This is a genomic window from Paracidovorax konjaci, assembly GCF_900112675.1.
Taxonomy (GTDB): domain Bacteria; phylum Pseudomonadota; class Gammaproteobacteria; order Burkholderiales; family Burkholderiaceae_C; genus Paracidovorax; species Paracidovorax konjaci.
The window spans coordinates 33,583-57,063 of sequence record NZ_FOMQ01000018.1 but is presented as its reverse complement, the minus strand read 5'-3'; the positions used below and the strand labels follow the sequence as shown (position 1 = coordinate 57,063).

At 64.7% G+C, this 23,481-nt stretch carries 31 protein-coding genes; 16 read left to right on the top strand and 15 right to left on the bottom strand.

The window, feature by feature from the left end:
• Nucleotides 1–105: 105 nt before the first annotated feature.
• On the bottom strand, nt 106–1,305 hold the full coding sequence (locus tag BM144_RS20185) for an acyl-CoA dehydrogenase (protein ID WP_092956730.1): 1,200 nt from the start codon (nt 1,303–1,305) through the stop codon (nt 106–108).
• A gap of 153 nt (nt 1,306–1,458) precedes the next feature.
• On the opposite strand from BM144_RS20185, the gene BM144_RS20180 reads away from it, so the two are divergent.
• The 3 genes from BM144_RS20180 (at nt 1,459) to BM144_RS20170 (ending at nt 3,687) form a co-directional block, all read left to right on the top strand.
• Nucleotides 1,459–2,358 (top strand): LysR substrate-binding domain-containing protein, encoded by a 900-nt coding sequence (locus BM144_RS20180; RefSeq protein WP_092956727.1) that lies wholly within the window; start codon nt 1,459–1,461, stop codon nt 2,356–2,358.
• A 146-nt stretch (nt 2,359–2,504) separates the two neighbouring features.
• Nucleotides 2,505–2,735, top strand: a complete 231-nt coding sequence (locus BM144_RS20175; RefSeq protein ID WP_092956724.1) for a hypothetical protein — start codon at nt 2,505–2,507, stop codon at nt 2,733–2,735.
• Nucleotides 2,736–3,462: 727 nt separating this feature from the next.
• Entirely contained in the window at nt 3,463–3,687 is a 225-nt protein-coding gene (locus BM144_RS20170) for a hypothetical protein (RefSeq protein ID WP_092956721.1), read from the top strand.
• A 347-nt stretch (nt 3,688–4,034) separates the two neighbouring features.
• Here the strand turns inward: BM144_RS20170 and BM144_RS20165 are convergent, their stop codons facing one another.
• From BM144_RS20165 to BM144_RS23745, 8 genes are all read right to left on the bottom strand, one after another.
• A complete protein-coding gene (locus BM144_RS20165) occupies nt 4,035–5,060 on the bottom strand; it encodes a site-specific integrase (protein WP_245783752.1) in 1,026 nt (341 codons plus the stop codon).
• Nucleotides 5,057–5,281, bottom strand: a complete 225-nt coding sequence (locus tag BM144_RS20160; protein ID WP_092956718.1) for a DUF4224 domain-containing protein — start codon at nt 5,279–5,281, stop codon at nt 5,057–5,059. The genes BM144_RS20165 and BM144_RS20160 overlap by 4 nt, the downstream gene beginning before the upstream one ends.
• Nucleotides 5,278–5,628, bottom strand: coding sequence for a hypothetical protein (locus BM144_RS20155; protein WP_092956715.1), 351 nt, complete (start codon nt 5,626–5,628; stop codon nt 5,278–5,280). The genes BM144_RS20160 and BM144_RS20155 overlap by 4 nt, the downstream gene beginning before the upstream one ends.
• Entirely contained in the window at nt 5,625–6,206 is a 582-nt protein-coding gene (locus BM144_RS20150) for a hypothetical protein (RefSeq protein ID WP_092956712.1), read from the bottom strand. The genes BM144_RS20155 and BM144_RS20150 overlap by 4 nt, the downstream gene beginning before the upstream one ends.
• The gene (locus tag BM144_RS20145) at nt 6,203–6,634 is read right to left on the bottom strand and encodes a hypothetical protein (RefSeq protein ID WP_092956708.1); all 432 of its coding nucleotides are present in this window, start codon (nt 6,632–6,634) and stop codon (nt 6,203–6,205) included. The genes BM144_RS20150 and BM144_RS20145 overlap by 4 nt, the downstream gene beginning before the upstream one ends.
• On the bottom strand, nt 6,627–7,235 hold the full coding sequence (locus BM144_RS22975; protein WP_139225795.1) for a hypothetical protein: 609 nt from the start codon (nt 7,233–7,235) through the stop codon (nt 6,627–6,629). Before BM144_RS22975 ends, BM144_RS20145 begins: the two co-directional genes overlap by 8 nt.
• A 191-nt stretch (nt 7,236–7,426) precedes the next feature.
• Nucleotides 7,427–8,293, bottom strand: a complete 867-nt coding sequence (locus BM144_RS20135) for a hypothetical protein (RefSeq protein WP_139225794.1) — start codon at nt 8,291–8,293, stop codon at nt 7,427–7,429.
• A 78-nt stretch (nt 8,294–8,371) separates the two neighbouring features.
• Nucleotides 8,372–8,560 (bottom strand): toxin-antitoxin system HicB family antitoxin, encoded by a 189-nt coding sequence (locus tag BM144_RS23745; protein WP_092956699.1) that lies wholly within the window; start codon nt 8,558–8,560, stop codon nt 8,372–8,374.
• Between the two features lie 101 nt (nt 8,561–8,661).
• Here BM144_RS23745 and BM144_RS20125 point away from each other — a divergent pair, with 101 nt between their 5' ends.
• Nucleotides 8,662–9,120: a toxin-antitoxin system HicB family antitoxin gene (locus tag BM144_RS20125; RefSeq protein WP_139225793.1), complete on the top strand. Its 459-nt coding sequence runs from the start codon at nt 8,662–8,664 to the stop codon at nt 9,118–9,120.
• Nucleotides 9,121–9,277: 157 nt separating this feature from the next.
• Here the strand turns inward: BM144_RS20125 and BM144_RS23250 are convergent, their stop codons facing one another.
• The 6 genes from BM144_RS23250 to BM144_RS20105 all read right to left on the bottom strand — a co-directional run bounded on the left by BM144_RS23250 (nt 9,278) and on the right by BM144_RS20105 (nt 11,657).
• Nucleotides 9,278–9,421 carry a hypothetical protein gene (locus BM144_RS23250; RefSeq protein WP_175526092.1) on the bottom strand — a complete coding sequence of 48 codons (144 nt, stop codon included), beginning with the start codon at nt 9,419–9,421 and terminating at the stop codon, nt 9,278–9,280.
• Entirely contained in the window at nt 9,418–10,023 is a 606-nt protein-coding gene (locus tag BM144_RS20120) for a hypothetical protein (protein WP_092956693.1), read from the bottom strand. The genes BM144_RS23250 and BM144_RS20120 overlap by 4 nt, the downstream gene beginning before the upstream one ends.
• 64 nt (nt 10,024–10,087) lie before the next feature.
• Complete coding sequence (locus BM144_RS20115; protein ID WP_092956690.1) at nt 10,088–10,273, bottom strand: hypothetical protein; 186 nt, start codon at nt 10,271–10,273, stop codon at nt 10,088–10,090.
• Nucleotides 10,270–10,509 carry a hypothetical protein gene (locus BM144_RS22970; RefSeq protein ID WP_139225792.1) on the bottom strand — a complete coding sequence of 80 codons (240 nt, stop codon included), beginning with the start codon at nt 10,507–10,509 and terminating at the stop codon, nt 10,270–10,272. The genes BM144_RS20115 and BM144_RS22970 overlap by 4 nt, the downstream gene beginning before the upstream one ends.
• Complete coding sequence (locus tag BM144_RS20110; RefSeq protein ID WP_139225791.1) at nt 10,506–10,928, bottom strand: hypothetical protein; 423 nt, start codon at nt 10,926–10,928, stop codon at nt 10,506–10,508. The genes BM144_RS22970 and BM144_RS20110 overlap by 4 nt, the downstream gene beginning before the upstream one ends.
• Before the next feature lie 60 nt (nt 10,929–10,988).
• Entirely contained in the window at nt 10,989–11,657 is a 669-nt protein-coding gene (locus tag BM144_RS20105; RefSeq protein WP_092956684.1) for a helix-turn-helix domain-containing protein, read from the bottom strand.
• Nucleotides 11,658–11,764: 107 nt separating this feature from the next.
• On the opposite strand from BM144_RS20105, the gene BM144_RS20100 reads away from it, so the two are divergent.
• The 12 genes from BM144_RS20100 (at nt 11,765) to BM144_RS20050 (ending at nt 23,342) form a co-directional block, all read left to right on the top strand.
• Nucleotides 11,765–12,013, top strand: a complete 249-nt coding sequence (locus BM144_RS20100; protein WP_092956681.1) for a transcriptional regulator — start codon at nt 11,765–11,767, stop codon at nt 12,011–12,013.
• A complete protein-coding gene (locus tag BM144_RS20095; protein WP_092956679.1) occupies nt 12,006–12,500 on the top strand; it encodes a hypothetical protein in 495 nt (164 codons plus the stop codon). The genes BM144_RS20100 and BM144_RS20095 overlap by 8 nt, the downstream gene beginning before the upstream one ends.
• Before the next feature lie 435 nt (nt 12,501–12,935).
• Complete coding sequence (locus BM144_RS20090) at nt 12,936–13,325, top strand: hypothetical protein (protein ID WP_092956676.1); 390 nt, start codon at nt 12,936–12,938, stop codon at nt 13,323–13,325.
• Between the two features lie 8 nt (nt 13,326–13,333).
• On the top strand, nt 13,334–13,723 hold the full coding sequence (locus tag BM144_RS20085) for a hypothetical protein (RefSeq protein ID WP_092956673.1): 390 nt from the start codon (nt 13,334–13,336) through the stop codon (nt 13,721–13,723).
• 54 nt (nt 13,724–13,777) lie between these two features.
• Nucleotides 13,778–14,803: an LvrA C-terminal domain-related protein gene (locus tag BM144_RS23245; protein ID WP_175526091.1), complete on the top strand. Its 1,026-nt coding sequence runs from the start codon at nt 13,778–13,780 to the stop codon at nt 14,801–14,803.
• Complete coding sequence (locus BM144_RS20080; protein ID WP_175526090.1) at nt 14,787–15,614, top strand: ATP-binding protein; 828 nt, start codon at nt 14,787–14,789, stop codon at nt 15,612–15,614. The genes BM144_RS23245 and BM144_RS20080 overlap by 17 nt, the downstream gene beginning before the upstream one ends.
• Nucleotides 15,615–15,645: 31 nt before the next feature.
• Nucleotides 15,646–16,140 (top strand): hypothetical protein, encoded by a 495-nt coding sequence (locus tag BM144_RS20075; RefSeq protein WP_092956667.1) that lies wholly within the window; start codon nt 15,646–15,648, stop codon nt 16,138–16,140.
• Nucleotides 16,141–16,553: 413 nt separating this feature from the next.
• A complete protein-coding gene (locus BM144_RS20070; protein ID WP_092956664.1) occupies nt 16,554–17,354 on the top strand; it encodes a terminase small subunit in 801 nt (266 codons plus the stop codon).
• Nucleotides 17,355–17,359: 5 nt separating this feature from the next.
• On the top strand, nt 17,360–20,035 hold the full coding sequence (locus BM144_RS20065; RefSeq protein WP_139225790.1) for an LAGLIDADG family homing endonuclease: 2,676 nt from the start codon (nt 17,360–17,362) through the stop codon (nt 20,033–20,035).
• 2 nt (nt 20,036–20,037) lie between these two features.
• Nucleotides 20,038–22,137, top strand: a complete 2,100-nt coding sequence (locus BM144_RS20060; protein ID WP_245783751.1) for a portal protein — start codon at nt 20,038–20,040, stop codon at nt 22,135–22,137.
• A gap of 16 nt (nt 22,138–22,153) precedes the next feature.
• On the top strand, nt 22,154–22,330 hold the full coding sequence (locus tag BM144_RS23240; RefSeq protein ID WP_175526089.1) for a hypothetical protein: 177 nt from the start codon (nt 22,154–22,156) through the stop codon (nt 22,328–22,330).
• A gap of 31 nt (nt 22,331–22,361) precedes the next feature.
• Nucleotides 22,362–23,342, top strand: a complete 981-nt coding sequence (locus tag BM144_RS20050; RefSeq protein ID WP_092956651.1) for a hypothetical protein — start codon at nt 22,362–22,364, stop codon at nt 23,340–23,342.
• Nucleotides 23,343–23,481: the final 139 nt, after the last annotated feature.

Sequence of the window (23,481 nt, the reverse complement as noted above, 5' to 3'; positions counted from 1 at the left end):
TAGCTGACTAGCCAATGGAATCGGCGGCATGGGGCGAAAAAGACCCGTGAAACATCCACGGAGGGCGGGAGGGGCGGAAAACCGCCTCTCCCTGACGCCGCATCTTCAGTTGGCGAAGGCGGCGATGCCCGTCTGGGCGCGGCCCAGGATCAGCGCGTGCACGTCGTGCGTGCCTTCGTAGGTGTTGACCACCTCGAGGTTCACGAGGTGCCGCGCCACCCCGAATTCGTCGCTGATGCCGTTGCCGCCCATCATGTCCCGCGCCAGGCGGGCGATGTCCAGCGCCTTGCCGCAGCTGTTGCGCTTGATGATCGACGTGGCTTCCACGGCGGCCGTGCCCTCGTCCTTCATGCGCCCCAGGCGCAGGCAGGCCTGCAGGCCGATGGCGATCTCGGTCTGCATGTCGGCGAGCTTCTTCTGGATGAGCTGGTTCGCGGCCAGCGGGCGGCCGAACTGCTTGCGGTCCAGCGTGTACTGGCGCGCCGTGTGCCAGCAGAACTCGGCCGCGCCCAGGGCGCCCCAGGCGATGCCGTAGCGCGCGCTGTTGAGGCAGGTGAAGGGACCCTTGAGGCCCTGCACTTCGGGGAACGCGTTTTCCTCGGGCACGAAGACGTCGTCCATCACGATCTCGCCCGTGATGGAAGCGCGCAGGCCGACCTTGCCGTGGATGGCCGGCGCCGTCAGGCCCTGCATGCCCTTCTCCAGCACGAAGCCGCGGATGGGGCCCACGGCGCCCGCCTCGGTCACTTCCTTGGCCCAGACGACGAACACGTCGGCCACGGGGCTGTTGGTGATCCACATCTTGCTGCCCTTGAGCCGGTAGCCGCCGGCGGTCTTGTGGGCGCGCGTCGCCATGCTGCCGGGGTCGGAGCCGTGGTCGGGCTCGGTCAGGCCGAAGCAGCCGATCCACTCGCCGCTGGCCAGCTTGGGCAGGTACTTCTGCTTCTGGGCCTCGGTGCCGAATTCGAAGATCGGCACCATCACCAGCGAGCTTTGCACGCTGGCCATGGAGCGGTAGCCGGAATCCACGCGCTCGATCTCGCGCGCGATGAGGCCGTAGGCCACGTAGTTGAGGCCCGGGCCGCCGTACTGCTCTGGGATGGTGGGGCCCAGCAGGCCCAGCTCGCCCATCTCGCGGAAGATGGACAGGTCGGTCTTCTCGTGGCGGAACTGCTCCAGCACGCGGGGCGCCAGCCGGTCCTGGCAGTAGGCCGCGGCGGCGTCGCGCACCATGCGTTCGTCGTCGGACAGTTGCTGGTCGAGCAGGAACGGGTCGTCCCAGTGGAAGGCGGCAGGGCGGGCCATGGTCAGTCTCCTGAAAGTCGCGGTGAAGGTGTTTTGCCGTAACTGCATTTCATGCAGTGATGGCATGCATGCTATGCCGCCCTTGCTATGGGTGGCAAGCGAGGATGTGTCATCCAGAAATGAATCCATGGAATATCTGGGTAGGATGGCACCATGCGCCGCACCCTGCCGTCCACCCAGGCCCTGGCCTGCTTCGAAGCCGCCGCCCGCCACGAAAGCTACACCCGCGCCGCCCAGGAACTGTTCCTCACGCAGAGCGCGGTGTCCCGGCAGATCATGGCGCTGGAGGAGTTCCTGGGCGTGGCGCTGTTCCGCCGCACGCGGCATGGCGTGGCCCTGACGCCGGCCGGCACGCACTATGCGCGGCAGGTCGGCCGCTGGCTGGAGGGCCTGGAGCGCGACACGCTCGACGTCATGGCCCACCAGGGGCAGGGCGGCTCCATCCACCTCGCGGCCGTGCCCACCTTCGCCACGCGCTGGCTGATCCCGCGCCTGCCGCGGCTGGCAGAAAGGCACCCCGACATCGTCGTGCACATCGAGACGCGCGTGCGCCCCTTCCTGTTCGCGGACGAGGGCTTCGACGCGGCGCTCTATGCGGGCACGCCCGAGCAGGTGGGCAACTGGCCGGGTACGCAGTCTCAGTGGCTGCTGCAGGAGGACGTGGTGCCCGTCTGCAGCCCCGCGCTGCTGCCGGGCGGGCGGCCCCTGGCCCCCGACGCATTGGCGGCGCTGCCCCTGCTGCAGCAGACGACGCGGCCGCTGGCCTGGCGCCAATGGTTCGAGGCCATGGGCGTGCATGCGCCCCAGCATGCGCTGGACGGGCCGCGCTACGAACTGTTCTCGATGTCGGCCGTGGCGGCCGCCCACGGCCTGGGCGTGGCGCTGGTGCCCCTGATGCTCATCGAGCCCGAGCGCCAGCGCGGTGAACTGGTGCCGGCCTGCGACCGGCCACCGCGGGGCGGCCGGGGCTATTACCTGGTTACGCCGGCCCAGCCGCAGCCGCCCGTCGTGGCGGCCTTCGCGGCGTGGTTGCAGGACATGGCCGCGACTTGAGCCGCTCAGCGCCCTGTCCGGTTGCGCCTGCCGGGTGCGCGGGCTAGGCTTTAGCCACCTGCTGTAGAGCCAGGGCCGCCCAGTGCGCCTTCGCAGCAGGCGTTTGCGCCTTCTTTCTGCCTATCGTCACAAGGAGTACCGGCACCATGAACAACAACGCGAGCGGCACGTACCACGCCCCTTACTTCGACCCGACGGTTGATGAACTCGAAACCCTCAAGCAACTGGAGATCGGCCGCGCCATCAGCGTGCCCGAGGCGCTGCGCCACCACCTCTCGGGCAGGCTCTATGAACGCGGCTACGTCGCCAAGAACGCCTCGGGCGACCTGGCCATCACCGACAGCGGGCGCGCGGTGATCCGCCGCCAGGACGCCTGACGCGGTTCTCTCTGCCCGCCACGCCGCCAGGGGCGGTGGCGCGGCGTGCAGGGGGGGCAGGCAACTCGACCGCGGCCCACCCAGCGCCGTCCGACAGCGTTACCGCCATCGTCCTACACCGCGGAATCTTCCTCTTTTCTAAACTGCCCGCTGTGCCTCGCAAGAGACGGGAATTGTTCCCCTCCTCGATCCAGGCCACCCCAGGGAGCAGCAGAGCCTGCGGACCCCGGTGAACATCCCGCAGCGGCTGCAGACACTCCGGCGTCGGAGTGGCTCCTTTCAAGCCGACGGCATGTTCTCCGATGTTCCGCGCCGGGCCGAGCGGCTTCCGCCCCGATACCTCCCGATCCTTTTTGCTGTCCTGGGCACTGGCCGATTCCTTCATTGCCTGCTTCCGATGGTCCTTTCCGATTGAGGGATGAACATGAAAGAAACACTGACTGTCGTCGCGGGCTTCGTGCTGTTTTCCAGCCTCGGAATCGCCTACTTCGCCGCCTCGATGATGAGCGGCCTCTGAGCGGGCACCCGCCCGGACCCTGAGCCTTCGCCATGCCTCGCATCCACCGCAACCCTGCAGACAAGAGCGACCAGCCGGTCGAACCCGATGTGCCCGCGCCCGCGCCGGAGCCGGCCGACGCCCCGCCGTATTGAATGCATCGCCTGAGACCCGGTTGCAGGCCTCCAGCGTGCGACGGGGTGACCATTCGAACAAAAGGACCCGTAGATCATGCTGAGCAGAACCCCCGCCGCCCCATCGCAGAAACAGGTGGACGCCGCCGAAAAGCGCGTGGGCGAGGTCCTGGAGCAGTTGGAGACGGAGACGCAGAGCGAGGTCAGCAAGATCTCCCTGGAAGACGTCGTGGACACCAACCCGCGCACCGGCCGCCCGGAAGTCCAGAAGCACGTGGACATCACCGTCGAGCCCAAGCCCGACCGCAAATGGTCGCGGTGAATTGCTGAAACTGAACACGCTTTTCCAGCACACGCGAACGTGCGTGGCCAGTGAGCCTTCGGGGTCGGCGGAAGGCAGCAGGCTGCGTGCGAGAAAAAAAGGTGTTTGGAAGGGAAGACCGCTGCCGGATCGGTCTGCGCCCGTGGCTGGCGAGGAAGCCGGAGGTCTATGAAGCACCGCAGTGGCTGCAGCGCTGGTGCCCGGGGCCGGAATCGAACCGGCACGCCTTGCGGCGGGGGATTTTGAGTCCTGAGAGAAAATGAGGATTGGCGCGGGTTTGCGGGCGATCCGTTCCGCAAATCGGTGTGTTTTCGGTCCCTCTGAGAAAGGGCCCATGCGGAACGCGATCAGCCTACAGGTTTGAGCTTTCTGACGCCGCCGTAATGGCGCTCCGTGATGCGCTTGTCTGCGTGCTGCAGCAGCTCCGATGCGGCGTCCAGACTCTCCGATTTCTGAGCAGCGCGCTTGCGCATGTCCCGCAAGTAGAGCGCCTTGATTGCACGCACCAGTTCGTCATCGTTTGCCAGGCCGGCCACCACCACGGCTTGGTCGCGGGCAATGTCCCAGCGGTAGCGCAGCTTGGTGAAGTTGACGGGCTTGCCGTCCGGGGTGGAAAGCAGCATCAGGTGATTCGCTGGCGTCGCCCGCCTGCGCTGTAGCAGGCCTGGGAGGGTGTGCGACAAGCTCAGGTCCCACTCTGCCTCCTTGCCCGTCTTGCTGGCCTCCAGGTGGAGCACGTCTCCGCGAGGCATCAACACCGTGATGCAATCGGTCAGGCGCATGCCCGTCGCTGATCCCAGATCCATGCAGTCCCGCAGCACCTGGTCGCCTTGAGAGTAGATGGCGGCGTACAGGTGGTCGGGCACCTTCATCTTGCGCGGCTTCTCTTTGTTCTTCCACTTCGACCGCTCCATGCCATGCGCAGGCCATGGCAGTGCCGTGTAGCCTTCGACGCGAGCCCAGTTCCAGATGAGCGACAGTAGCGCCATCTCGCGATTGCCCTGTGTCTTGGCGGTTCGCTTGCGGAGGTAGGCCTTGAGGATCGGCAGCGTGACCTGATCCCAGGTGGACGGGCCAAACACCGGCCGGATCCGGCGGAGGTGCTTGGTGTATCCGGCCTTGGTGACCTTGCTTTCGTAGGTGGGAAGCACCTCGATTTCCCACGCGGCGAATGCCTCTTCCAGCGTCCCGGCAATTGACGGGCCCGTCTCGAAGTGGATCTCCTTCCAGCGCCGGATCGCAGCCTCGTAGTCCGTGCCCAGGGGTATGTCTGGCGTCCCCTGGTGTCGCATGTCGTAGAAGTAGTAGACCACCACCTTGCCATTGGCACGCTTGCGGGTGTGGGATCGAAGCCGAGGGTAGGTATTGGTCATGTCACGAGTCCGAGGTTCACGCCGCGGGCCGGCGTGACCACGCGGCCGGACAGCCACTCGCGTGCGTGGTAGCGGCTGACCAATATGCGATTGCCGCGCCGGCGGTAGGGGATGCCGTCCTGGGTCAGGATGCGCTCTTGCTGGTCGAGGTTCGCCGTGCCCGTCAGGTCGGCCAACTCCTTTGGCTGAAGCAGCTCGGTGGAGAGCGGGTCGGGCTTCATCCTCCTGCACCTCTTGCTGTTTGCTGGTCGGCCTGCAGGTTCTTGCCTGTCCTGCGTGTTTCCGCTCGGCCGGCAGATTTCCGGTCGGCCTGCAAACCCTCGGCAGAACTGCAGTTTGCTGAATTGCGCAACTTCGCAGCTTGTGCTTGGCTCTTGCGGATCGCGTTGGCCTTGCGCAGGGCGCGTTTGGCGGCGATGAGGCGGCCTAGCTCGACTTCGTACTGCGCGCGGGCCTGCTCGTCTTTCGAGCCATCGTCGCGCGTCACGCGCACGACTTCTGCCATCCACTCCACGGCGTGCCACAAAGCCACGGTGTCTTCTTTGGTGAAAGAGATAGCTTCGGTCATGGTGCGCACTCCTCCCGCTCGGCCTCGTACAGAGCCTGGGCCATCTCCAGCAGGCGGACGGGGTCGGGCAGCGCCCCAGGCTCGCCCCGCCGGCCTGCGATCTCAAGGCAGAATTGCAGGGCCAGGGTCTCCTGCTTCGGCGACATGACATTGAACTGCGGCTGCCATGCCTTCTCCGCGCGCATGCTCTCCAGTTCTTCGGTCAGCACCTGGACCTTCGCCCGCGCTTCGGCGAGGCGGTCGTATTCGATGGTGTGCACCCCATCACGGGCGAGCACTCGCGGCACGGCCGGGCCGGCGATCTTCGCGGTGTGCGCCTGCAAATCGGCATGCGTCCGGCCCAGCGACTGGATCACCCGCTGGGTTTGCTTGCTCACGGGGGCAGCGGCCACTCGCTTGATCGCGTGGTGCAGGAGCTGGTGGAGCAGGGCGGTGTGCTGCGTATACCAGGCCGCGACATCAACGATCTCGGGTACGTTGGCCAGAGCTTCGGCAGCAGAACGGGCCTGACGTTTCGCAGCTTCGTCCGCCATCATGGCGGCCACCAGGCTTCGGGACTTGGGCTGGTGTGCGTTCATACGATACTCCGCTGCTTGCTCATGGGCTTGAAGACTTCCCGGATTTCGCCGTGGATAGTGATGCGAGGCAGCATTTCTGGAGGCACCCGCGCCCAGCGTTCAGCGCTGACGTTGCAGCCCCACAGCTCAATTCCGTTCTCGCCGGGGATGCGTTGGAAGCGGCGCGCGCAATGCCATCGGCTTCCGTCGGCGTGGTCGATCTCGACCAGGTACAGGCCGTCATAGGCAACCGCACGCCGGTCGAAGTCCACCTCGATGCAATCCCCGGCTTCGATCTCCGACGCCAGCAGCGTTGCCTGAACCTGGATCAGATGCAGGCCGAAGATGGGGCCCAGTTTGCCCACGTCGACCACCTTTTCCACGGCCCGTGCGGGGAGTGCGCGGTGCGGCGCAGTGCGCGCCGGAACAAGTTCGATGGCTTCATGCATGGCCGGCCTCCTGAGCGGATTCGCAGTAAGAGGCGGCCATTTCGAGGAGCGAGGCTGCGGCATGGATCAGCACACTGTCATCGTTTTCGGCCACGAGGTACAGAATGGACAGGACGACCGCGATATCCGCAGCGCAGCGGCAGAAGGTCGTTACTGAAACTTGCTCTTCGTCCGCGCGGGCCTGCACTCCAACGGCCGCCCATTCTGCAAGCCGGACTAACCCCCAGGTCGGCTCGTCTCCGGAGTCTTCGGCGAGCGACTGCAGCACCGCCAAGGCTTCTCCGACCTTTGCCTGAACGTCACCCAGGAAGTCCCGTGGACGTGCCGGCGCTGGAACTGGTGCAGGCGATGGCGGCGCCGCGGTAGCTGGTGTGCGCGGGTAGGTTTCCCAGCCGTCGAGCACAGTGGCATCTTCGGTCAGCCCAATCAGCGGCGCGCGAGCTTGTTCAATGAAGGCAAGGCGCTCGGGGGTATGGCAATCCCCCGGCACCTGCAGTGCGGCCTTCACCAGAGCTGCAACGGTGAAGGGTTCGTTTCCCGCCGGACCATCCAGCTCCGCGTCGGAACTGTTGGCGAGGCGTTCGGAGAGCTCATATGCCATGCGCAGGAGTCGGTCACTTTCTCCCGAGTACAGGTGGGGGCAGTCGGCACGCGCTGCACCATTGAGCGCCGTCGCCAAATCTGCGAGCCACACGCGGGCCTGTTGCCGTGTTGTCGGGGCGGGAGCGGCCTGAGTCGGCACCGCGGGACGACCAGCCTTCGCGCCGCGGCGGGTGGTGGTGCCTGCGGCGCTCATGCTGCACCCCCTTCGGTCTGGATGCTGCGGTTGATCGCCCACTCGGCCGGGCCACCAGCGATGCCGTAGTTCACCATCTGGTCGCAGACCGATCCCATGAATGTGCACAGGTACTCCGCCATCAGAAAGTTGTTCGCGGCCTTCCGTTTGTCGCCGGTGCTTTCAACATCGCGCCGGGCGTCGAGCAGGAAGTCGCGGAGCGTGGACGCGTGCTGTGCGAGTTCGTTGAATACCCTCTGGCTGTCATCCACAGACGCCGCCGGCTCGCGTCGGATCGGTGGTCGGGGCGGATCGCTAAATGGCTTGGCGGCTGCAGACGGCGGTGCAGTAGCATGATCCTGGCCCGAGCAGATAGCTGCGAACTGGAGTTGGCGGGCAACATCGTTGGGCTCTTCCAGCGCAGCGCAGAGCGCCCCGAGCTTGTTGGTGGCCGCCATCAGGTGGCCGAAGGCTCCTGGCGTGGTGAGCGACCAGCCCCGCGAAACACCCAGTTCGACGGCAGCGCGCAAGCTCTCCCGCGGCCACACCAACTCATGCAGCAGGTCGGTCCGCGATTGCCATGCTTCGCTACCTTCATCGTCGGGAAGGTTGTGCAGACGGCACGCCACGATCGTGATGAGTTCGCACGGCGTGTCGCAGGGGGTCCAGCCCTCTGGCGGTTCTTCGATGTCGGCCAGCAGGCTGGCGATCACCGCGAGCGCGGCACGCGCCGAGGGGAGCCAGTTAACTTCCGGCTGGGTGCCGACTCCAGGATAAGCATTGATCGGCAGGACAGCCGCCGGTCGCCGATCTTGCGTGCGTTCCCGTGCTGCGGGCGTGGCTTGGGTTGCGCTCTCCTGGGAGCGCGAGATAATCGCGGTCATGGTTCGTTTCCTTGGACGGTTTCGGATCTAGAAGCCCTGAAGCGCTCTCACCTGCTTCGGGGCTTCGCCATTTCTGAGCTACTGCGGCGCAGTGGCTAGCGTTGAGGGTTCGATTTTTCGTGGCCTCTTCTCAGTTGCGCGGGCGGTTGCTCGCACGATGAAGCTGTTCAGGCTGATGTGCTCCGCCTCGGCGCCGGCTTTGGCCTTGGCATACACAGATCGGGGGATCCGGAGGGTGATCCGCTCATGCTGAGATGGTTGGTTCATGATTTTCCTGTGACACTGTTTTTGTGTCGTGTTGAATTTTGCGCATGACACTGTTTCTGTGTCAATAGGCTATGACACTGTTTTGGTGGAGAATCCGCGCCATGGACGATGAAGACCGCTACACCCGCATCACGCTGCGCATTCCGAAGGATCTGCATCAGGTGCTGACCACTGCCGCAGAGCGAACGTCGAAGAGCTTGAACGCCGAGATCATTGGGCGCTTGCAGGCATCCGTTCCTGACGACACTGAATCGGCGGCGCTCGAGGTGTTGCCGGAAGGCAGTGCTCTTCGCCACGACCTGCAGAGTTCGATAGCGCAACTCCACAAGCTCCGTAACGAGAAAGCCATCCTTGAACTCAGGATGTACCTGTCTGCCCGGACTGACACCCCGATGCACGATCTCCGTTCGACGACGGCGCGTCTCGAAATCCTCAGACACGAAATCGCGTTGTGCGAGCAGTCCATTCAGCAATTCAAACTTGAAGCGCTTGCGAACTACGGACCAGGGTCCGTTCCAAAGCACGAAGCCGACGCGAAAGCGCGCAAGCCCAAGCCCTGACCCCACTACAGCACTTTTGTAGTGACCGACCCAACCACCAGCGGTGGATGAACCCGGACAGCCTGACGTCACTACGAAAATTCCGTAGTGACCGGCCGTGGCGGAAATCACCATGGTTGCCATTACTCCACTTCCTTCGGCCAGCGCTTGAGACGCTTCAGTGCGCGGCTGGCGGGCAGCACGCGGTCACGGCCAAGACGCCGCTGAGATCGGCTGCGGGCTGCTGGGCGCCCAGCTTGCCGGTGTGCAGCTTGATGGCGCGCTGGGTGAGTTGGTGCAGGTCGGTGCTCACGGTCGTCACACAGCCTTTCCTGCCAATCGTTCCATCAGCGGGCGCTCGCGGTACTCGCCGAAAGCGCCACCGAAAAACTCGTTTGCTTCATCGTGGATGGCTCGGTCGAACTTGGCGTTGGTCGTCATCTCGCGCATGAACGCCATGGTGTGGCACCACTTCAGTGGCTGGGACAGAGGCTCAGTCCATTCGTCTTTGCGTGTGCTAGCTGAGTTCTCCAGAGCCAGTACGCAGATCAACCGGTGGCTCTTCTCGCCGTACTTGCGTACCAGGTCGGTATCCCGGTCGGCTGGATTCGTGTTGATCGCGTCAAAGATTTGCGCGCGCGTTGCTTTGCGATCCAAGGCGTCACACAGCGGGAGTAGGTACAAGCCGATCTCTACCTCTGCCGACCTCAGCATCAGTTCTCGCTCATCGATTTCTGCCAATTCCGCCATCGCGCTGGCCTTCATGGCCCCGTCGGCAGCGTTGTCTCGACAGCGCTCGAAGTGGGTGCGATGCCTGTGATTGGCATCCAGGCCTCGGATGACCCGGCGGGCGAAATGCCGCAGCGCCACCAGTTGCTTGATGAGTTGGCCGGCGGTCTCGGTGCCTGTGATTTCAAGATTCATTGGTTCAGTTTCCTGTGGACGGTGACTCCGGGGCAATCCGCAGCCTGTGGATTGACGTCGGCGGCTACAGGCGGTGACGTGCGGCGCGCTCGACCTCGGCGCGGCGCTCGATGTGCCGGCGGCGCCGGGTGATCTGGTGGTCGCGCCACAGCACGCCGGCGGCCCAGACCAGCGAAGCGGGCACGCTGGCGCCGGCGCGGCGTCGCATGGCGGTGAGGCGGAAGAGGGCGCGGAGGGTGCTGGACTTCATGACGCGCCCTTTTGCTCCAGCTTCAGCTGGAACTCGCTGGCAATGGCCGTGGCGCGAAGGAGTTGCGCTGCCAAAGCGGCGATGGTCGCTGCTTGATCGGCGTGATGAACTGCATCTGCGAGCCGTGCGCGCTCGACCATCTTTCGCGTGGCTGGGGGCATGCTTTCGAGATCGACATCAGCCCAGAGGTCTTTGCCTCCAGCGAAGGGGGAGGGGAACAGCGGGTTGGGGATCATGCTGCCGCCCCTGCCGGTGCTGCGGTGTCCCGCTGCTGTGCAGAGAGCACGCCGTTCATCGCGCGGCGCACCCGCAGGGCGTGTTCGCGGCCCAGGCTGTGGGCCAACGCCATCAGACCGGCTTCGAGCGATTCGAGCGTGGGTGCGCCGACCGGCAGCAACGCAGTTGCCTGACAGTCGGCCGGCATCGGCACGGGGACGGCGGAGTAGGCCCGGCCGCTCTCGGTCTGGGCATCGCACCAATCGGCCAGCGCGCGGGCACGCTGTGCCCAGTCTTCCGCGGCGGCGGAGGCCGTGCGGAGCTCGCATACGGCGGCTGGCCAGCGTCGCGACTCCGTGGCATGCAGTGCCAGCGCGCAGCGGCGGCTGTGGGACTCAGGGGCTGCCTGAAGTAAGGCGGCAAGTTCGGTGGTCGGCATCATCACTCCACGCCCCGGGATGAGGCATGGAGTGAAGTATAGATAAACTGGAAATCAAAGTCAAGTAAAACTGGAAATCTTCTCTTGCAGCTTGAGCATTTCTATGCTGTCGGGGTACCAGAGCGACTGGGATGCAACGGCGATGACGGGCCATACCTTCAGGATGTCCTGTTTATCGATCGTCACTCGTTCATGCTGAAGTGTGGAGAAGGTCCAAGACGACCCCTGCTCTGCGAGGAACTCCAGCAACTGAGTGGGTTGCGATTCTGAGTCCACTAAGCAAAGCTCTCCGAAACCGGGACGACCCTCTTCTACTATCACCAGGAACTGATGATGCTTCACGACCGGACTCCCGCCTTCCCCCTTGATGCGAATCGCAAAGGCTCCCGGTGCGTTCAGTCCCCGTAGCGATCCGCTTAACCCTTTCATGTCCCAAGCAAACACGGAGCCGTTGATGGTCGCCTCTCCGTGAACGCTCACACTACCAAGGAAGCCCTCACCGACGCGAGGGATCGCCACAGGCCTCCCCTTTTCGTCGAGTTCGACCTGGTGGGGTAGGGGGAATCCAGTTTCGGCCGCGATCTGCACGACTTGGTCATAGCCTGGAGAGTGCTTGCCCTGCTCCCAGAGCCCGATGTTCGATTTGGACCGGCCCATGGCCTCCGCCATTTGTGCGAGCGTCCATCCCTTGTGCTTGCGGGCCAGCCGTACCCAGTCTTTAAGTTCCATGATTCGATAGTAGAGTTTTGCTGGAAGAGAATTTCCAGTTTTTCTTTCCAACTTGATCCAGAATAGCTAGACTTCTGGCTTTGTTGGCTTGAAAAACTGGAGTGACGATGACCCCCCCTGTGGATCGAGCGGTCGAAATAGTGGGCACACAAGCCCTTCTTGCTGCAGCACTTGGAGTAAGCAAGAGCGCGGTGGGCCAGTGGAAGGAGGCAGGTCGAAGGGTACCTGCCGAGCACTGCCCCGTTATTGAACGTCTTACAGCGGGCGCTGTCCGCTGTGAGGAGCTCAGACCCGACATCGAGTGGAGCGTCTTGCGTGGCGAGATAGCCCCACCTACCGAGGTGAGCCATGGCTGAGCAGCACGGACAGTCAGTCGATACCCGCGCTGAGCCGCTGCCGACCTTTGCCTGCTTGCAGGGCGACACGCAGTTGACAAGCAGGGCAGTAAGCCTCCCCTGTGTTGATGAGAAGGACAGCCTTCTGCTTGCGGACATCGAAGCAAGGCTGGCAGAGGAAATGCGGGGGCTCGCCCTGACGCTCGAGCAATTCGCTCTGCGCACGAAGGCGGTACGCGAAGACATCCCCAGCAGTGCCAAGTTTTGCAAGCTCGTAACGGGCTTTCTCCCGCTCGTCGCTTTCCAGTTCGCGGACGCGATCCTGCGCTGCCCGAAAGGCTTCACGTTCGAGGACGACGGCGCTCTGTACCTCCAGCAGCTTGGTCTGGAGGTCGAGGATTTTGTCCGTGAGCTCGATCTTGAGGGCCGCAAGTTTCTCGCGGTCGCGTTCTTGGACAAGAGCGGTCGCGATGTTCTTGATCGTTCCGCCGATGGGAATGAGTTGTGAAAGCTCTGAAAGCATTTTTGCCGGCCCCTCCCGGTGATTGTTATGTAGGAACTTCCATCGTAGCCCGGGAGAGGGCGGGCACCTTTTGCGATCACGACGCACCTCGGTCAGGACGCTGCTGCAGCCGACGTGGCGAATGCCCCTCTGAGCGAGCCTGGGCGGCCCGGTACTCCAACCGGAGTTCGCCAGCAATCCACCGCATCTCCAATTTCGCCGTGCTCATGACCTGGGTGCACAGCCCAGTCGCGGGATCCACGTTCAGGGAAAAGCCAGTACGGCTGGACGAGTGGAAGGGCTGGCCGGTGGCCAGGGCTGATGAGGAGGGGCGTGATGTCTTCATGCCTCGCATTGTTTTTTTTCGTCCCTTCAATGTCATTCCTCGGCGTTCCCAACTTTTGGGAAGGGGTGCGAAGGGCGCATTTTTCGGAGCACACCATGGGTGAGTACGAGAGCTTCAACCAGGCACTCATCGAGTGCGTGAAGGTGGCTGGCGGCAGCAAGGTGGTGGGTCACAAGCTATGGCCGGAAAAGGCCGTGGATGCGGCCCAGCGCCATCTCCTGGCTTGCCTGAACGAGGACAAGCCCGAGCGCCTGTCGCCCGAGCACCTCCTGATGCTGCTGCGCCTGGCACGCGACAAGGGCTGTCTGGTTGGCATCGACTTCATGCTCGGGGAACTCAGCTGCGCGCCGGCCCAGCCGATCGAACCCAAGGACGAGATCGCCGAACTGCAACGTGCCTTCATTGAGTCCGTGAACGCTCAGGCCAAGATCGCAGAGCGTATCGAGCGCGCGGCAGGCCGGGTCAATGTGAGGGCTGTCGCGTGATTCAACGCATGTATCAAGACCAATTCGAGGCCATCGCATTGGCCATCGCTGATAGCGGAAAGCCCTTCAAGCTCGTGGCCGCGCACGTCTTTCCTGACATGAAGCCAGCGAGCGCCTACGCGCGACTGAAGGCCTGCTGCAGTGCCGCTGGAGATCAGCGGCTTTCCCTGGGACACCTCTTGATGCTGATGCAGTTCTGCGAGCGCTACGACCCGCTGTATTTCCTCTGCGACGAACTCGGCCTGCGACGTCCCCGCAAACGGGAGCCGGATGATGAACATGAGGACGAGGCCGTGAAGCTCGTCGAGGTGATCAACCAGGCGGCCGACACCATGAATCGCGCCGTGCGGGCCATGGAGCAACTCAAGGTCCGTGGCGGGATCAGGGCGGTGGCATGACCAGGGCCACCGGTTCGCGAGCATTTCGTAGCAGACATCACCGAGGTACGGCCAGTGGCAACTGATGCGCGTCTTTCAACGGGTCTTCCCTCCCATCCGAAGACCAAGAAGCTGGTGCGCCGACTGGGCGCCGGTGCGGGGTGGCGACTGGTGTGCCTGTTCCTGTGGGCTGCCGCACATCGCAGCGACGGCGATCTGTCAGGCATGTCCGACGAGGACATCGAGCTGGCCGTGGACTGGGATGGCGATGAGGGGGTCTTTGTGCAAACGTTGGCGACCGTGGGCTTCCTCGACGGCGAGGAGGGCGCGCGGGTCATCCATGACTGGCAGGAGCACAACCCATGGGCAGCTGGTAGCGGGGCCCGGTCTGAAAAGGCGTCCTGGGCGGCCCTGATCAAGCAGCACGGCCGCGATGAGGCGGCCCGGATGATGCCGGAGTATGCCGCCCGGGTGGAGCGGGCATTCCAGGAGCGCAAAGCAGCATCCCGCAAGGATGCCAGCGCACCGCCAGCCGGTGCCACCGGAATGCCAGAGGCAGTCCCGGGCAGTGCTAGTGGCACTCCCTTAGCACTGCCAGAATCTGCTGCCTGCATGCCACTAGCACCATCTGGCAGTGCCCCGTCTCCGTCTCCGTCTCCGTCTCCGTCTCCGTCTCCGTCTCCGTCTCCGTCTCAGGTTCCGTTGGAAGGAGTTGAACCTGACGCGAAATCGGAGACAGGGAGGAAGCAGGTGAGGCTGGGCTACAGCGAGGAATTCGAGGCTGCGTGGGCTGCGTATCCATCCCGAAGTGGGCACTCCAAGCACGAGGCGTTCAAGGCCTGGCAAGCCAGGCTGAAGTCCGGTCACACCGCGGCGGACATGCATGCGGGCATCGTTCGATATGCCGGCTATGTGAAGGCGTGTGGGACCGAGCAGCAGTACGTGAAGCACGCCGCCACCTTCCTGGGACCCGACCGGCATTTCGAAAGCGACTGGAGCATGCCAGCGCAACCTCCAACTCCGAATGGCCGTGCCCGTCATGCCGGCTTCGACCAGCTCGATTACTCGAAAGGAGTCAGTGAAGATGGACGCATCCTCTAGCCCCGTTGGCGCGCCCGAGGCACAAGCAGCAACTGCTGCGGTCTCTCGGCAGCAGCTGTGCGACACCCATGGCGAGTACGAGTCTTTCCAGCGCTGGCCCGGCAGCCGCTTGTGGACCGGCTGCCCTGCTTGCGAGCGTGAGCACGCGCTTCAGCGGCAGGCTGAAGAGGCTGAGCAGCGGAGGCAGGAGGCGGAGGTTCACGCCGAACGGGTGCGCGCAAACCGGCTGAAGGTGAGCGGGCTAGAGGGCCGCATGCTCCGATCTGGCTTCGACACCTTCCAAGCCGACACCCCGGAGCAGCGTGTTGTCCTAGAGGCCTGCAAAAGCTTCGTATCGCCACTGGCTTCCGAAGACGGCGGCGGATTGTGGCTGATGGGGCTGCCGGGCACCGGCAAGACCCACCTGGGCAGCGCCATGGTGTCCCACGTCATCAACACGGAACGCAAGCGGGCGTGCATCTACAGCGCGCGGGAGCTGGTGCGCATGCTTCGAGCCAGCTGGGATCGGAGTTCCGCCCCGGCGGAGGGCGCCGACTGGCAGCCGACCACCGAGGACCAGATCATCGACTTCGTGGGCACGGCAGGCCTGTTTGTGCTTGACGAGATCGGTACCGGCTTCAATTCCAGCGCTGAGCAAACCCAGCTCTTCGACATCATCGACCTGCGCTACAAGCACTGTCTTCCGACGGTGCTGATCTCAAACCTGGATGTGGACGGGATCCGCGCTGCGCTCGGTGAGCGCTCTTTCGACCGACTGCGTGAGGGCGCCCGGGTACTGACTTGCACCTGGCCGAGCCACCGTGGACGCTGACTTCGCATCTTAAAACCGAGGAGACCTACCAATGAACGACACGAGGCTGGCCGGCATCCCGGCGACGGTGGAGCGGAAGCCAGACAAGGAAAAGGGCGCGCCGGCCGCGGCCACTGGGCAGCGCATCTGGCAAGCCATTGTCGACCTCCACAGCGCAGAACAGGCGATAACGCGCGAAGTGCTGGTTGAGGCAACGGGCTACAAGATGACCATCATCGATGATCACGTAACCCGGATGGTTGAGTGCGGGCGGCTACGCCGAGTTCGTGCCGGCTTGTTCGTGCCGATCCCCCAATATGAGCCACCGCGGCCTGTGTACGGATCGATGACCACCGATGGATTCTTCGTGCTGGAGGTGGGCGACCAAAAGGTGGTGATGCAGCCGCGTGAGGCACGCCAGGCTGGGGCACTGATGGCGGGGCAGTTCATGCAGCTCACCAGCATCCAGGCGAATCACGACCTGAACCAATTGGTATCCGAACTACATGAAGGTTTGAAAGCAGTCCGCCGCGACATTGGCAGGTGAGCGCGGGGCGACTGTGCCCTTTGTGGCCTTGTAAATGTCTCGCAGCGGGACATTTACCTGAATCCTTCCGTCTGAAACCTTGCCGTGCTGGATCGCAGTCCCCCGGCTGGGGTTTCCGGGTTTCCGCCCTATGCGGAAACATTCCAGGGGTGGAAACAAGCAACGGCAACTCCCCGCCCGAACCCAAGGGCAAGGCGGACCGCAAATCCCGGGTGGACTGGGATGCGGTCCAGATCGCCTATTGCACCACTCGCGCATCCACGCGCGCGATCGGAGCAGCCCATGGCATCTCGCACACCGCAGTCTCGCAGCGCGCCCGCCAGTAAGGTTGGCAGCGTCCCGAGGGTGATGCTGCAGCACCTGCCTCTGTCCCCGCCCCAACTCCTGTCCCTCCCAAGGCCGGCCCGGCTGCTGTGGCGCCCCCGCCGGTCCAGAGAGAAGGCGCCACGGCGCAAGCCCTGGAACTCTCTCCGCTGCAGCAGAGGTTCGTCGCCGAGTACCTGATCGACCTGAACGGCGCCCAGGCGGCAATCCGGGCAGGCTACAGCGCCAACTGCGCGAACGTTCAGGCCTCCCAGCTACTAGCACGCCCTAACATCCAGGCAGCAGTCTCCGCAGCCCGCCAAGAGCAGCAGATTCGACTGCAGATCAACGCGGACACCGTGCTGCGCCATCTCGCCCTGATCGCCACGGCCGACCCTCGCGAGTTGGTGGAGGTGAAGGTGGGTTGCTGCCGGCACTGCCACAGCGAGGGTCACAAGCGGCAGCGCACCTTGGCCGAGTACAACAAGGACGGGGAAGCTCATCGAGCGAAAGGCAAGCCGGACGAGGAATGGGACGAGGAGGGCGGCATTGGATTCGACTCTCTGCGCGCGCCGCACCCAGACTGCCCAGAATGCAGCGGCGACGGGCTTCCCAGGACTGTGCTGAAGGACACGCGAGCATTGAGCCCGCATGCCGCGGCCTTGTACGCGGGCGCCAAGACGGGCAGGAACGGCATCGAGGTGCAGATGCACTCGAAGATGGACGCTCTGGAGAAGCTGGCGCGGCACCTCGGGATGTACGAGAAGGACAACCATCAGAAGTCCGATCCGCTGGCCCTGCGCAACATGACCGACGCCGAGCGGTCCGTCCGGATGCACGCGGTGCTGTCGTCCAATCCCTCGCTGGCTTCCACGCTGGCTCAACTGGTGGGCACCGGGGGCATGCAGTGAGCCAGGTGCCTGACGCCGCGGAGCTGATGAAAGCGCTGCAGGGCCTGACGCCCGAGCAGCGCGCCGCCGTAGATTCCTTCCTGATGATGGCGAACCCGGCTATCTGGGTGCCCCAGGCCGGCCCGCAGTCGGCCGCATTCCACTCGCAGGCCGACATCCTGTTCTACGGCGGGAGTGCCGGAGGCGGGAAGGGACTCGCCCTGGGCACGCCATTGCCCACGCCCACCGGTTGGACGACGATGGGAGAGTTGCAGGTCGGTGACTTCTTGATCGACCCGGACGGATCGCCATGCCGTGTGACTGGCGTTAGCCCTGTTCAGCAGCGCGAGTGCTTCAAGCTCCGGTTCGACGATGGCTCGGAGCTGGTGGCCGATGACGTGCACCGTTGGGTCACGTTCAGTGCCGCAGAGCTGACCTCCCTCACGCGCATGGCGCCGGCCTGGCGCGCGAAGCGCAGAGCCTCGCGCCCGTCCCGGATCAGCGGAAACAAGTCTCCCGCCTTCACGGCAGCCCTCATCGAGAGAAACAGGGCCAGAGCTGAATCGCACGTACCGGACATTCCTCGTGGAACCATGCGTGACACCGTGATGCTGGCCGCGACGCTCCGAACTGCTTCTGGCCGTGCGAATCACGCCATCGCCTTGAATGCACCGTTCCAGTTGCCGGAGCTGGTTCTTCCCATTGCGCCATACACGCTGGGCGCCTGGCTGGGGCACGGGGCGTCCGCCAACTCCCAGATCACGGCACAAGACCTGGAAATCGTCGCGCGCATCCGCGCAGATGGCTTTGAGGTGCGCACTTACGAATGGGCGGACAACCAGCACAACGTGCTCGGCCTCCTGCAGGCTCTCCGTTGCGTGGGCCTGTTGCACAACAAACACGTTCCTCCCGTGTACCTGCGCGGCAGCGCGCGCCAGCGCCTGGAGTTGCTCCAGGGCCTAATGGACACCGACGGCTACGTGGCCTCCGACGGCGGCGCGGAGTTCACCACCACGCATCAAGGAATCGCAGGGAGCGTGCTGGAGCTGGCAAGGTCTCTCGGCATCAAGGCCACGCTGACCAAGGGCAAGGCCATGCTGAACGGTGAGGTGATCAGCGACAGGTGGCGGGTTTGCTTCACCACCAGCATGCCGGTGTTTACCCTGCCGCGGCATCTGGCGCGCATGAAATCGCGCACGCGCCGCACCACGGGCTTCCGGTATCTGGTGGAGTGCAGCTCCATCGAAAGCGTGCTCACCCGCTGTATCAGCGTGGACAGCCCCAGCCGCCAGTTCTTGGCTGGCGATGCTATGGTGGCCACGCACAACACGGACCTGCTGCTGGGCCTGCCGCTCACCGAGCAGGAGCGAAGCATCGTGTTCCGCCGCGAGGCCGTGCAGCTGATCGGCCTGGAAGAGCGGATGGCCACCATCCTAGGCTCGCGCAATGGCTACAACGGCCAGGACCATCTGTGGCGCCTGCCAGGTGGCAAGGTGCTGGAGCTTGGAAGCGTGCAGATGCCCGGCGACTGGATCAAGTACCAGGGCCGCCCGCACGATTTCAAGGGCTTCGACGAGGTCGCCCACTTCACCGAGACGCAGTTCCGCACGCTCATCGCGTGGATGCGTACGGACAATCCCAAGGTGCGGCAGCGTGTGGTGGCAGCCGGCAACCCGCCGACCGGACCGGAAGGCGAATGGGTGAAGCGGTACTGGGCCGCCTGGCTGGACCCGAACCACCCGAACCCGGCCAAGCCAGGCGAGCTGCGCTGGTACGTGACCAACGCCAAGGGTGAGGACCAAGAGGTGTCCGACTCCACGCCCGTGATGGTGGGCGACGAGCTAATGCAGCCGAAGAGCCGCACATTCATCCCCTCCCGCGTGGATGACAACCTTTTCTTGATGGCTACTGGGTACAAGGCCACGTTGCAGGCGCTGCCCGAGCCGCTCCGCTCGCAAATGCTGCGCGGCGACTTCAACGCGGGCTCCAGCGATCCTGTGTGGCAGCTCATCCCCACCGAATGGCTCAAGGCCGCCCAGGCGCGCTGGAAGGACCGCGAGCACAAGGGACCGATGACGGCCCTGGGTTTCGATCCATCCCGTGGCGGCCAGGACAAGTCGTCGGCTGCCCGCCGGCACGGCAACTGGTTCGACAAGGTGGTCACCGCCCCGGGCGTGGTGACGAAGGACGGCCCGACGGCTGCGGCTTTCGTGACGCCCCTAGTGCGCGACAGTGCCCCGATCTGCGTGGACTCCATCGGCATCGGCTCCAGCGCTCTCGACTTCCTCGTCGGCCTGGGCCTGAACGTGCATCCCGTGGTGGGCTCATCCGCGAGCGAACTGATGGACAAGGCCGGCCAACTGCGCTTCCGCAACAAGCGGGCCGAGATGTACTGGCGCCTGCGCGAAGCCCTGGACCCCACCGGTCCGGACCCGATCGCGCTTCCGTTCGATCCCGAACTGATCGGCGACCTCGCAGCCCCTCGATACAAGGTGGTCACGCTGGGCCGACAGGCCGCCATCCAGATCAGCAGCAAGGACGACATCCGCGAGATCCTGGGCCGCAGTCCGGACAAAGGCGACAGCGTGGCCATGACGTTCGACGCCGCCATCCCTTCCCCCGCGCCCAAGCCGCAGAAGCGGTCCTGGCGTGACCGTCTCACTTCCCAGGGCGCCGCCGGCTGGGACCAAGCAGCAGGATGAACATGAACAGCACACCCGTCATCAGCACCGGCGACGACGCCGCGCGCTCCAACTGGCAGCGCTACCAGTACGGGAAGGACCGGGGGCACCTGGACTACCTCATGCAGGCCGCGCGCTGCGAGGATATGTACATGGGCGGCGGCCGGCAGTGGACCAATGCGGCACGGGCCCAACTCGCATCGGAGCGCCGTCCTTGCTACGAACTGAACGGCATCAAGCCCAGCGTGAACAGCGCCGTGGGCTACCAGATCCACAACCGGCTCGACATCGCGCTGAAGCCCCGCGGCGGGGACAGCGACCTCGACACGGCCACCATCCTTTCCAAGGTGGTCATGCAGGTGGCGGACCTGTGCAATCTGCACTGGCACGAAACCCAGATGTTCAGCGATGGGGTCATCCAGCAGCGCGGCTACTACGACGTGCGCATGGACTTCAACCGGAACATCCAGGGCGAGATCGAGGTGTCCACGCTGGATCCCATGGACGTGGTGCCGGACCCGGACGCGAAGAGCTACGACCCGGACGACTGGGGCGACGTCATCGTCTCCCGGTGGCTGACCCTGGACGAGATCGAGCAGCGCTATGGGAAGAAGGCACGCAAGGCGGCCGAGGAATCGCACGACGCCGGCCAGGACTTCGGAGACATCGACGACGAGGTGGAGCGCAGCAAGTTCGCTTCGCGCGACCGGATGGGCCACTTCTTCGATGCGTGTGCGAAGAAGGAAGATGGGCTAGAGCGCTACCGCATCCTCGACCGGCAGCGGTTCGTGTACGAGCTGACCGACTGCATCGTCTGGCCGCGCACGGGCGACGTGCAGGTGGAGGAGGTGATGGCGCCGGACTCGATCCTGGACGCTCTGCAGAATGGCGCGGTGCGGGCCCGCCGCATGCAGCGCCGCGTGAAGTGGACCGTCACTACCTTCACCGCCACGCTCCACGACACCTACAGCCCCTATGAGCATTACACCGTGGTGCCGTACTTCGCCTACTTCCGCCGCGGCAAGACGAGCGGGATGGTGGATGACGCCATCGGGCCGCAGGAGATCCTGAACAAGGCCGTCTCGCAGTACATCCACATCGTCAACACGGCAGCCAACAGCGGCTGGGCGGTGGAGGAGAACTCCCTGACGAACATGAAGCTGGACGAGCTGCAGGCTCGCGGCGGTCAGACCGGGCTGGTGCTGGAATACAAGAAGGGCTCGAAGGCGCCGCAGAAGATCCAGCCCAATCAGGTGCCCACGGGCGTGGATCGGCTGATCGACCGGGCGGACAAGGCGCTGAAGGACGTGACGGTGCCCGATGCCATGCGTGGGCAGCAGGGCCCCGAAGTGTCGGGCGTGGCTATCCAGTCGAAGCAGTTCGCCGCGCAGCAGCAGCTCGCCGTCCCGCTAGACAACCTGAACTACACGCGCCACCTACTGGCCCTGCGCTTGGTCAAGCTGATCCAGCGGTACTACGACAGCTACCGCATCTTCCGCATCACCGAGACGGACCCGATGACGGGGAAGCCGCAGGAAAAAGTCATCGAGATCAATAAGTTCGACCCGGCCACCGGCCGCTATCTGAACGACGTGACCGTGGGCACCTACGACGTGGTCATCACCGAGCAACCCATGCAGGTGACGTTCCAGAACAGCCAGTTCCAACAGGCGCTGGAGATGCGAAAGGCTGGTATCGCCATTCCGGATCCCGCAGTGCTGCGGTACAGCAACCTGGCCGACAAGCAGGAGATCCTGGCTTCCATGCAGCAGGCCGGGACACCGCCGGCAGATCCGACGCAGGAGGCGCGCGTCCGCCTGCTGGATGCCCAGACCCGGAAGACCGATGCCCAGGCCACGGACGTCGCCGTGAAGACCCAGTACAGCGGCGCGCAGACTGCCCAGGTGATCGCCCAGAACCCGGCGGTGGCACCGCTCGCGGACAGCCTGCTGCGCTCGGCCAACTACAAGGACCACGACGCCGCGCCCATCGTGCCCCAGCCGGCCGGCGCGCTGCCCGCACTGGACATGCCGCGCAACACGGACCCACTCACCCCCGCCAGTCCTGCGAGAGGCGAGGAGGCGGGCATCGAAACCCTGGAAGCCGATGGCATCCGCACCTGACCTCAAGGAGAACGACATGGCAAAGAACGCCGCCATCGGCATGAACAAGGACTGGCAGGCCGAAAGCGACATGAAGACGCTCACCGAAGCCGAGGAGATCCGCCGCGACCCGGCCCGCTACAAGGCCGCGCTGGCGAAGGCCAAGGAAAAGATGGCCGCGCTGCAGCAGATGCAGGCCGCCGCCAAGAAGTGACCCACCACGAGCAACTCGAAAGGACCAACCCATGCATTCCCTGCTGCTGACGCATCTACTGTCCCGCCTCCACGCGCCCGCTGGCGAAGACGGCGCTGATACCGCGGGCGCCGACACCGCGCCCGCCCGCGAGGACGACGACAGCTACATGAGCCTGTCCCTGGCAGAACGCCAGCGCCTGCGTGGCGACACCGGCGATGAGCCGGCCGACAGCCTCAATCCTGAAGCTCTCGCGGCGCTGGTTGCCCGGTCGGAAGAGGAGGAGGGCGACAACGCGCATCAAGGGGCGAGCCCCGGCATTCCCCGCTCTCGCCTGAACGAGGTGACTCAGCAGCGCCGTGAGGCAGAGCAGCGGGCCCAGGCCATGGAAGCGGACAACGCGCGACTGCGTGCTCAACTCGCTGAGCTGGCAGCGGGCCGTCCTCCATCTGCGCAGGCTCCGGCTGCCGCAGCGGCGCCGGCCTTCGATGTGGACGAGGCCGAAGAGCAATACGCCGAACTGCTGATGGAGGGCGACACGAAGGCAGCAGCAGCGGTCCGCCGGCAGATCAACCAGGCCATCGAGGTGTCCGCCTTCAACCGGATGGCGCTGTCCACCGCGTCACAGCAGTCCCAGCAAGTTGCGATCCAGACGGTAGACGACCTTCTGGAACAGCACCCATGGCTGGGCACCGAGGACGGCCAGGAGGCGCTGGATCTCATCGAAGCATCGGCCTTCATGAAGGTGCAACAGGGCATGCCCCTTGCTGAAGCGCTGCGCGATGCAACTCTGCGGATTGCGCCGCGCTTTGCCCCCCCGGCTGGGGGTGGTCAAGGTGGGGGCCAATCTGTTGATATACGGGCTCAGAGAGCTATCGAACGCGGCGCTGCACATTCCCTGATGCAGCCCGCGAACACGGCAGCCGGCATGGGCAACCGTGCCACGCCTCCGAACGTGGACACGTCGAAGCTGAGCGACGACGAGTACATGGCGCTCCCGGAAGCCGAACGCCGTAAGGCGCGCGGGGACTGAGAGCCAATCCGACCGCCGAGGAATCACCCACCTCGGCGGCGCCAACAGACCGGGTGCATTCGCCCTGGGCAAGGCGTTAAAGGGCCCTGCGCTCTTGGCCGCGTCCCAAGCCATGTCTCGCAGTTGGGCGGCGTGATGT

Bases quoted from the DNA above. Each gene is read 5' to 3' on its own strand.
- BM144_RS20185 (WP_092956730.1), bottom strand. From the start codon at position 1,305: ATGGCCCGCCCTGCCGCCTTCCACTGGGACGACCCGTTCCTGCTCGAC.
- BM144_RS20180 (WP_092956727.1), top strand. From the start codon at position 1,459: ATGCGCCGCACCCTGCCGTCCACCCAGGCCCTGGCCTGCTTCGAAGCC.
- BM144_RS20175 (WP_092956724.1), top strand. From the start codon at position 2,505: ATGAACAACAACGCGAGCGGCACGTACCACGCCCCTTACTTCGACCCG.
- BM144_RS20170 (WP_092956721.1), top strand. From the start codon at position 3,463: ATGCTGAGCAGAACCCCCGCCGCCCCATCGCAGAAACAGGTGGACGCC.
- BM144_RS20165 (WP_245783752.1), bottom strand. From the start codon at position 5,060: ATGACCAATACCTACCCTCGGCTTCGATCCCACACCCGCAAGCGTGCC.
- BM144_RS20160 (WP_092956718.1), bottom strand. From the start codon at position 5,281: ATGAAGCCCGACCCGCTCTCCACCGAGCTGCTTCAGCCAAAGGAGTTG.
- BM144_RS20155 (WP_092956715.1), bottom strand. From the start codon at position 5,628: ATGACCGAAGCTATCTCTTTCACCAAAGAAGACACCGTGGCTTTGTGG.
- BM144_RS20150 (WP_092956712.1), bottom strand. From the start codon at position 6,206: ATGAACGCACACCAGCCCAAGTCCCGAAGCCTGGTGGCCGCCATGATG.
- BM144_RS20145 (WP_092956708.1), bottom strand. From the start codon at position 6,634: ATGCATGAAGCCATCGAACTTGTTCCGGCGCGCACTGCGCCGCACCGC.
- BM144_RS22975 (WP_139225795.1), bottom strand. From the start codon at position 7,235: ATGGCATATGAGCTCTCCGAACGCCTCGCCAACAGTTCCGACGCGGAG.
- BM144_RS20135 (WP_139225794.1), bottom strand. From the start codon at position 8,293: ATGACCGCGATTATCTCGCGCTCCCAGGAGAGCGCAACCCAAGCCACG.
- BM144_RS23745 (WP_092956699.1), bottom strand. From the start codon at position 8,560: ATGAACCAACCATCTCAGCATGAGCGGATCACCCTCCGGATCCCCCGA.
- BM144_RS20125 (WP_139225793.1), top strand. From the start codon at position 8,662: ATGGACGATGAAGACCGCTACACCCGCATCACGCTGCGCATTCCGAAG.
- BM144_RS20120 (WP_092956693.1), bottom strand. From the start codon at position 10,023: ATGAATCTTGAAATCACAGGCACCGAGACCGCCGGCCAACTCATCAAG.
- BM144_RS20115 (WP_092956690.1), bottom strand. From the start codon at position 10,273: ATGAAGTCCAGCACCCTCCGCGCCCTCTTCCGCCTCACCGCCATGCGA.
- BM144_RS22970 (WP_139225792.1), bottom strand. From the start codon at position 10,509: ATGATCCCCAACCCGCTGTTCCCCTCCCCCTTCGCTGGAGGCAAAGAC.
- BM144_RS20110 (WP_139225791.1), bottom strand. From the start codon at position 10,928: ATGCCGACCACCGAACTTGCCGCCTTACTTCAGGCAGCCCCTGAGTCC.
- BM144_RS20105 (WP_092956684.1), bottom strand. From the start codon at position 11,657: ATGGAACTTAAAGACTGGGTACGGCTGGCCCGCAAGCACAAGGGATGG.
- BM144_RS20100 (WP_092956681.1), top strand. From the start codon at position 11,765: ATGACCCCCCCTGTGGATCGAGCGGTCGAAATAGTGGGCACACAAGCC.
- BM144_RS20095 (WP_092956679.1), top strand. From the start codon at position 12,006: ATGGCTGAGCAGCACGGACAGTCAGTCGATACCCGCGCTGAGCCGCTG.
- BM144_RS20090 (WP_092956676.1), top strand. From the start codon at position 12,936: ATGGGTGAGTACGAGAGCTTCAACCAGGCACTCATCGAGTGCGTGAAG.
- BM144_RS20085 (WP_092956673.1), top strand. From the start codon at position 13,334: ATGTATCAAGACCAATTCGAGGCCATCGCATTGGCCATCGCTGATAGC.
- BM144_RS20080 (WP_175526090.1), top strand. From the start codon at position 14,787: ATGGACGCATCCTCTAGCCCCGTTGGCGCGCCCGAGGCACAAGCAGCA.
- BM144_RS20075 (WP_092956667.1), top strand. From the start codon at position 15,646: ATGAACGACACGAGGCTGGCCGGCATCCCGGCGACGGTGGAGCGGAAG.
- BM144_RS20060 (WP_245783751.1), top strand. From the start codon at position 20,038: ATGAACAGCACACCCGTCATCAGCACCGGCGACGACGCCGCGCGCTCC.
- BM144_RS23240 (WP_175526089.1), top strand. From the start codon at position 22,154: ATGGCAAAGAACGCCGCCATCGGCATGAACAAGGACTGGCAGGCCGAA.
- BM144_RS20050 (WP_092956651.1), top strand. From the start codon at position 22,362: ATGCATTCCCTGCTGCTGACGCATCTACTGTCCCGCCTCCACGCGCCC.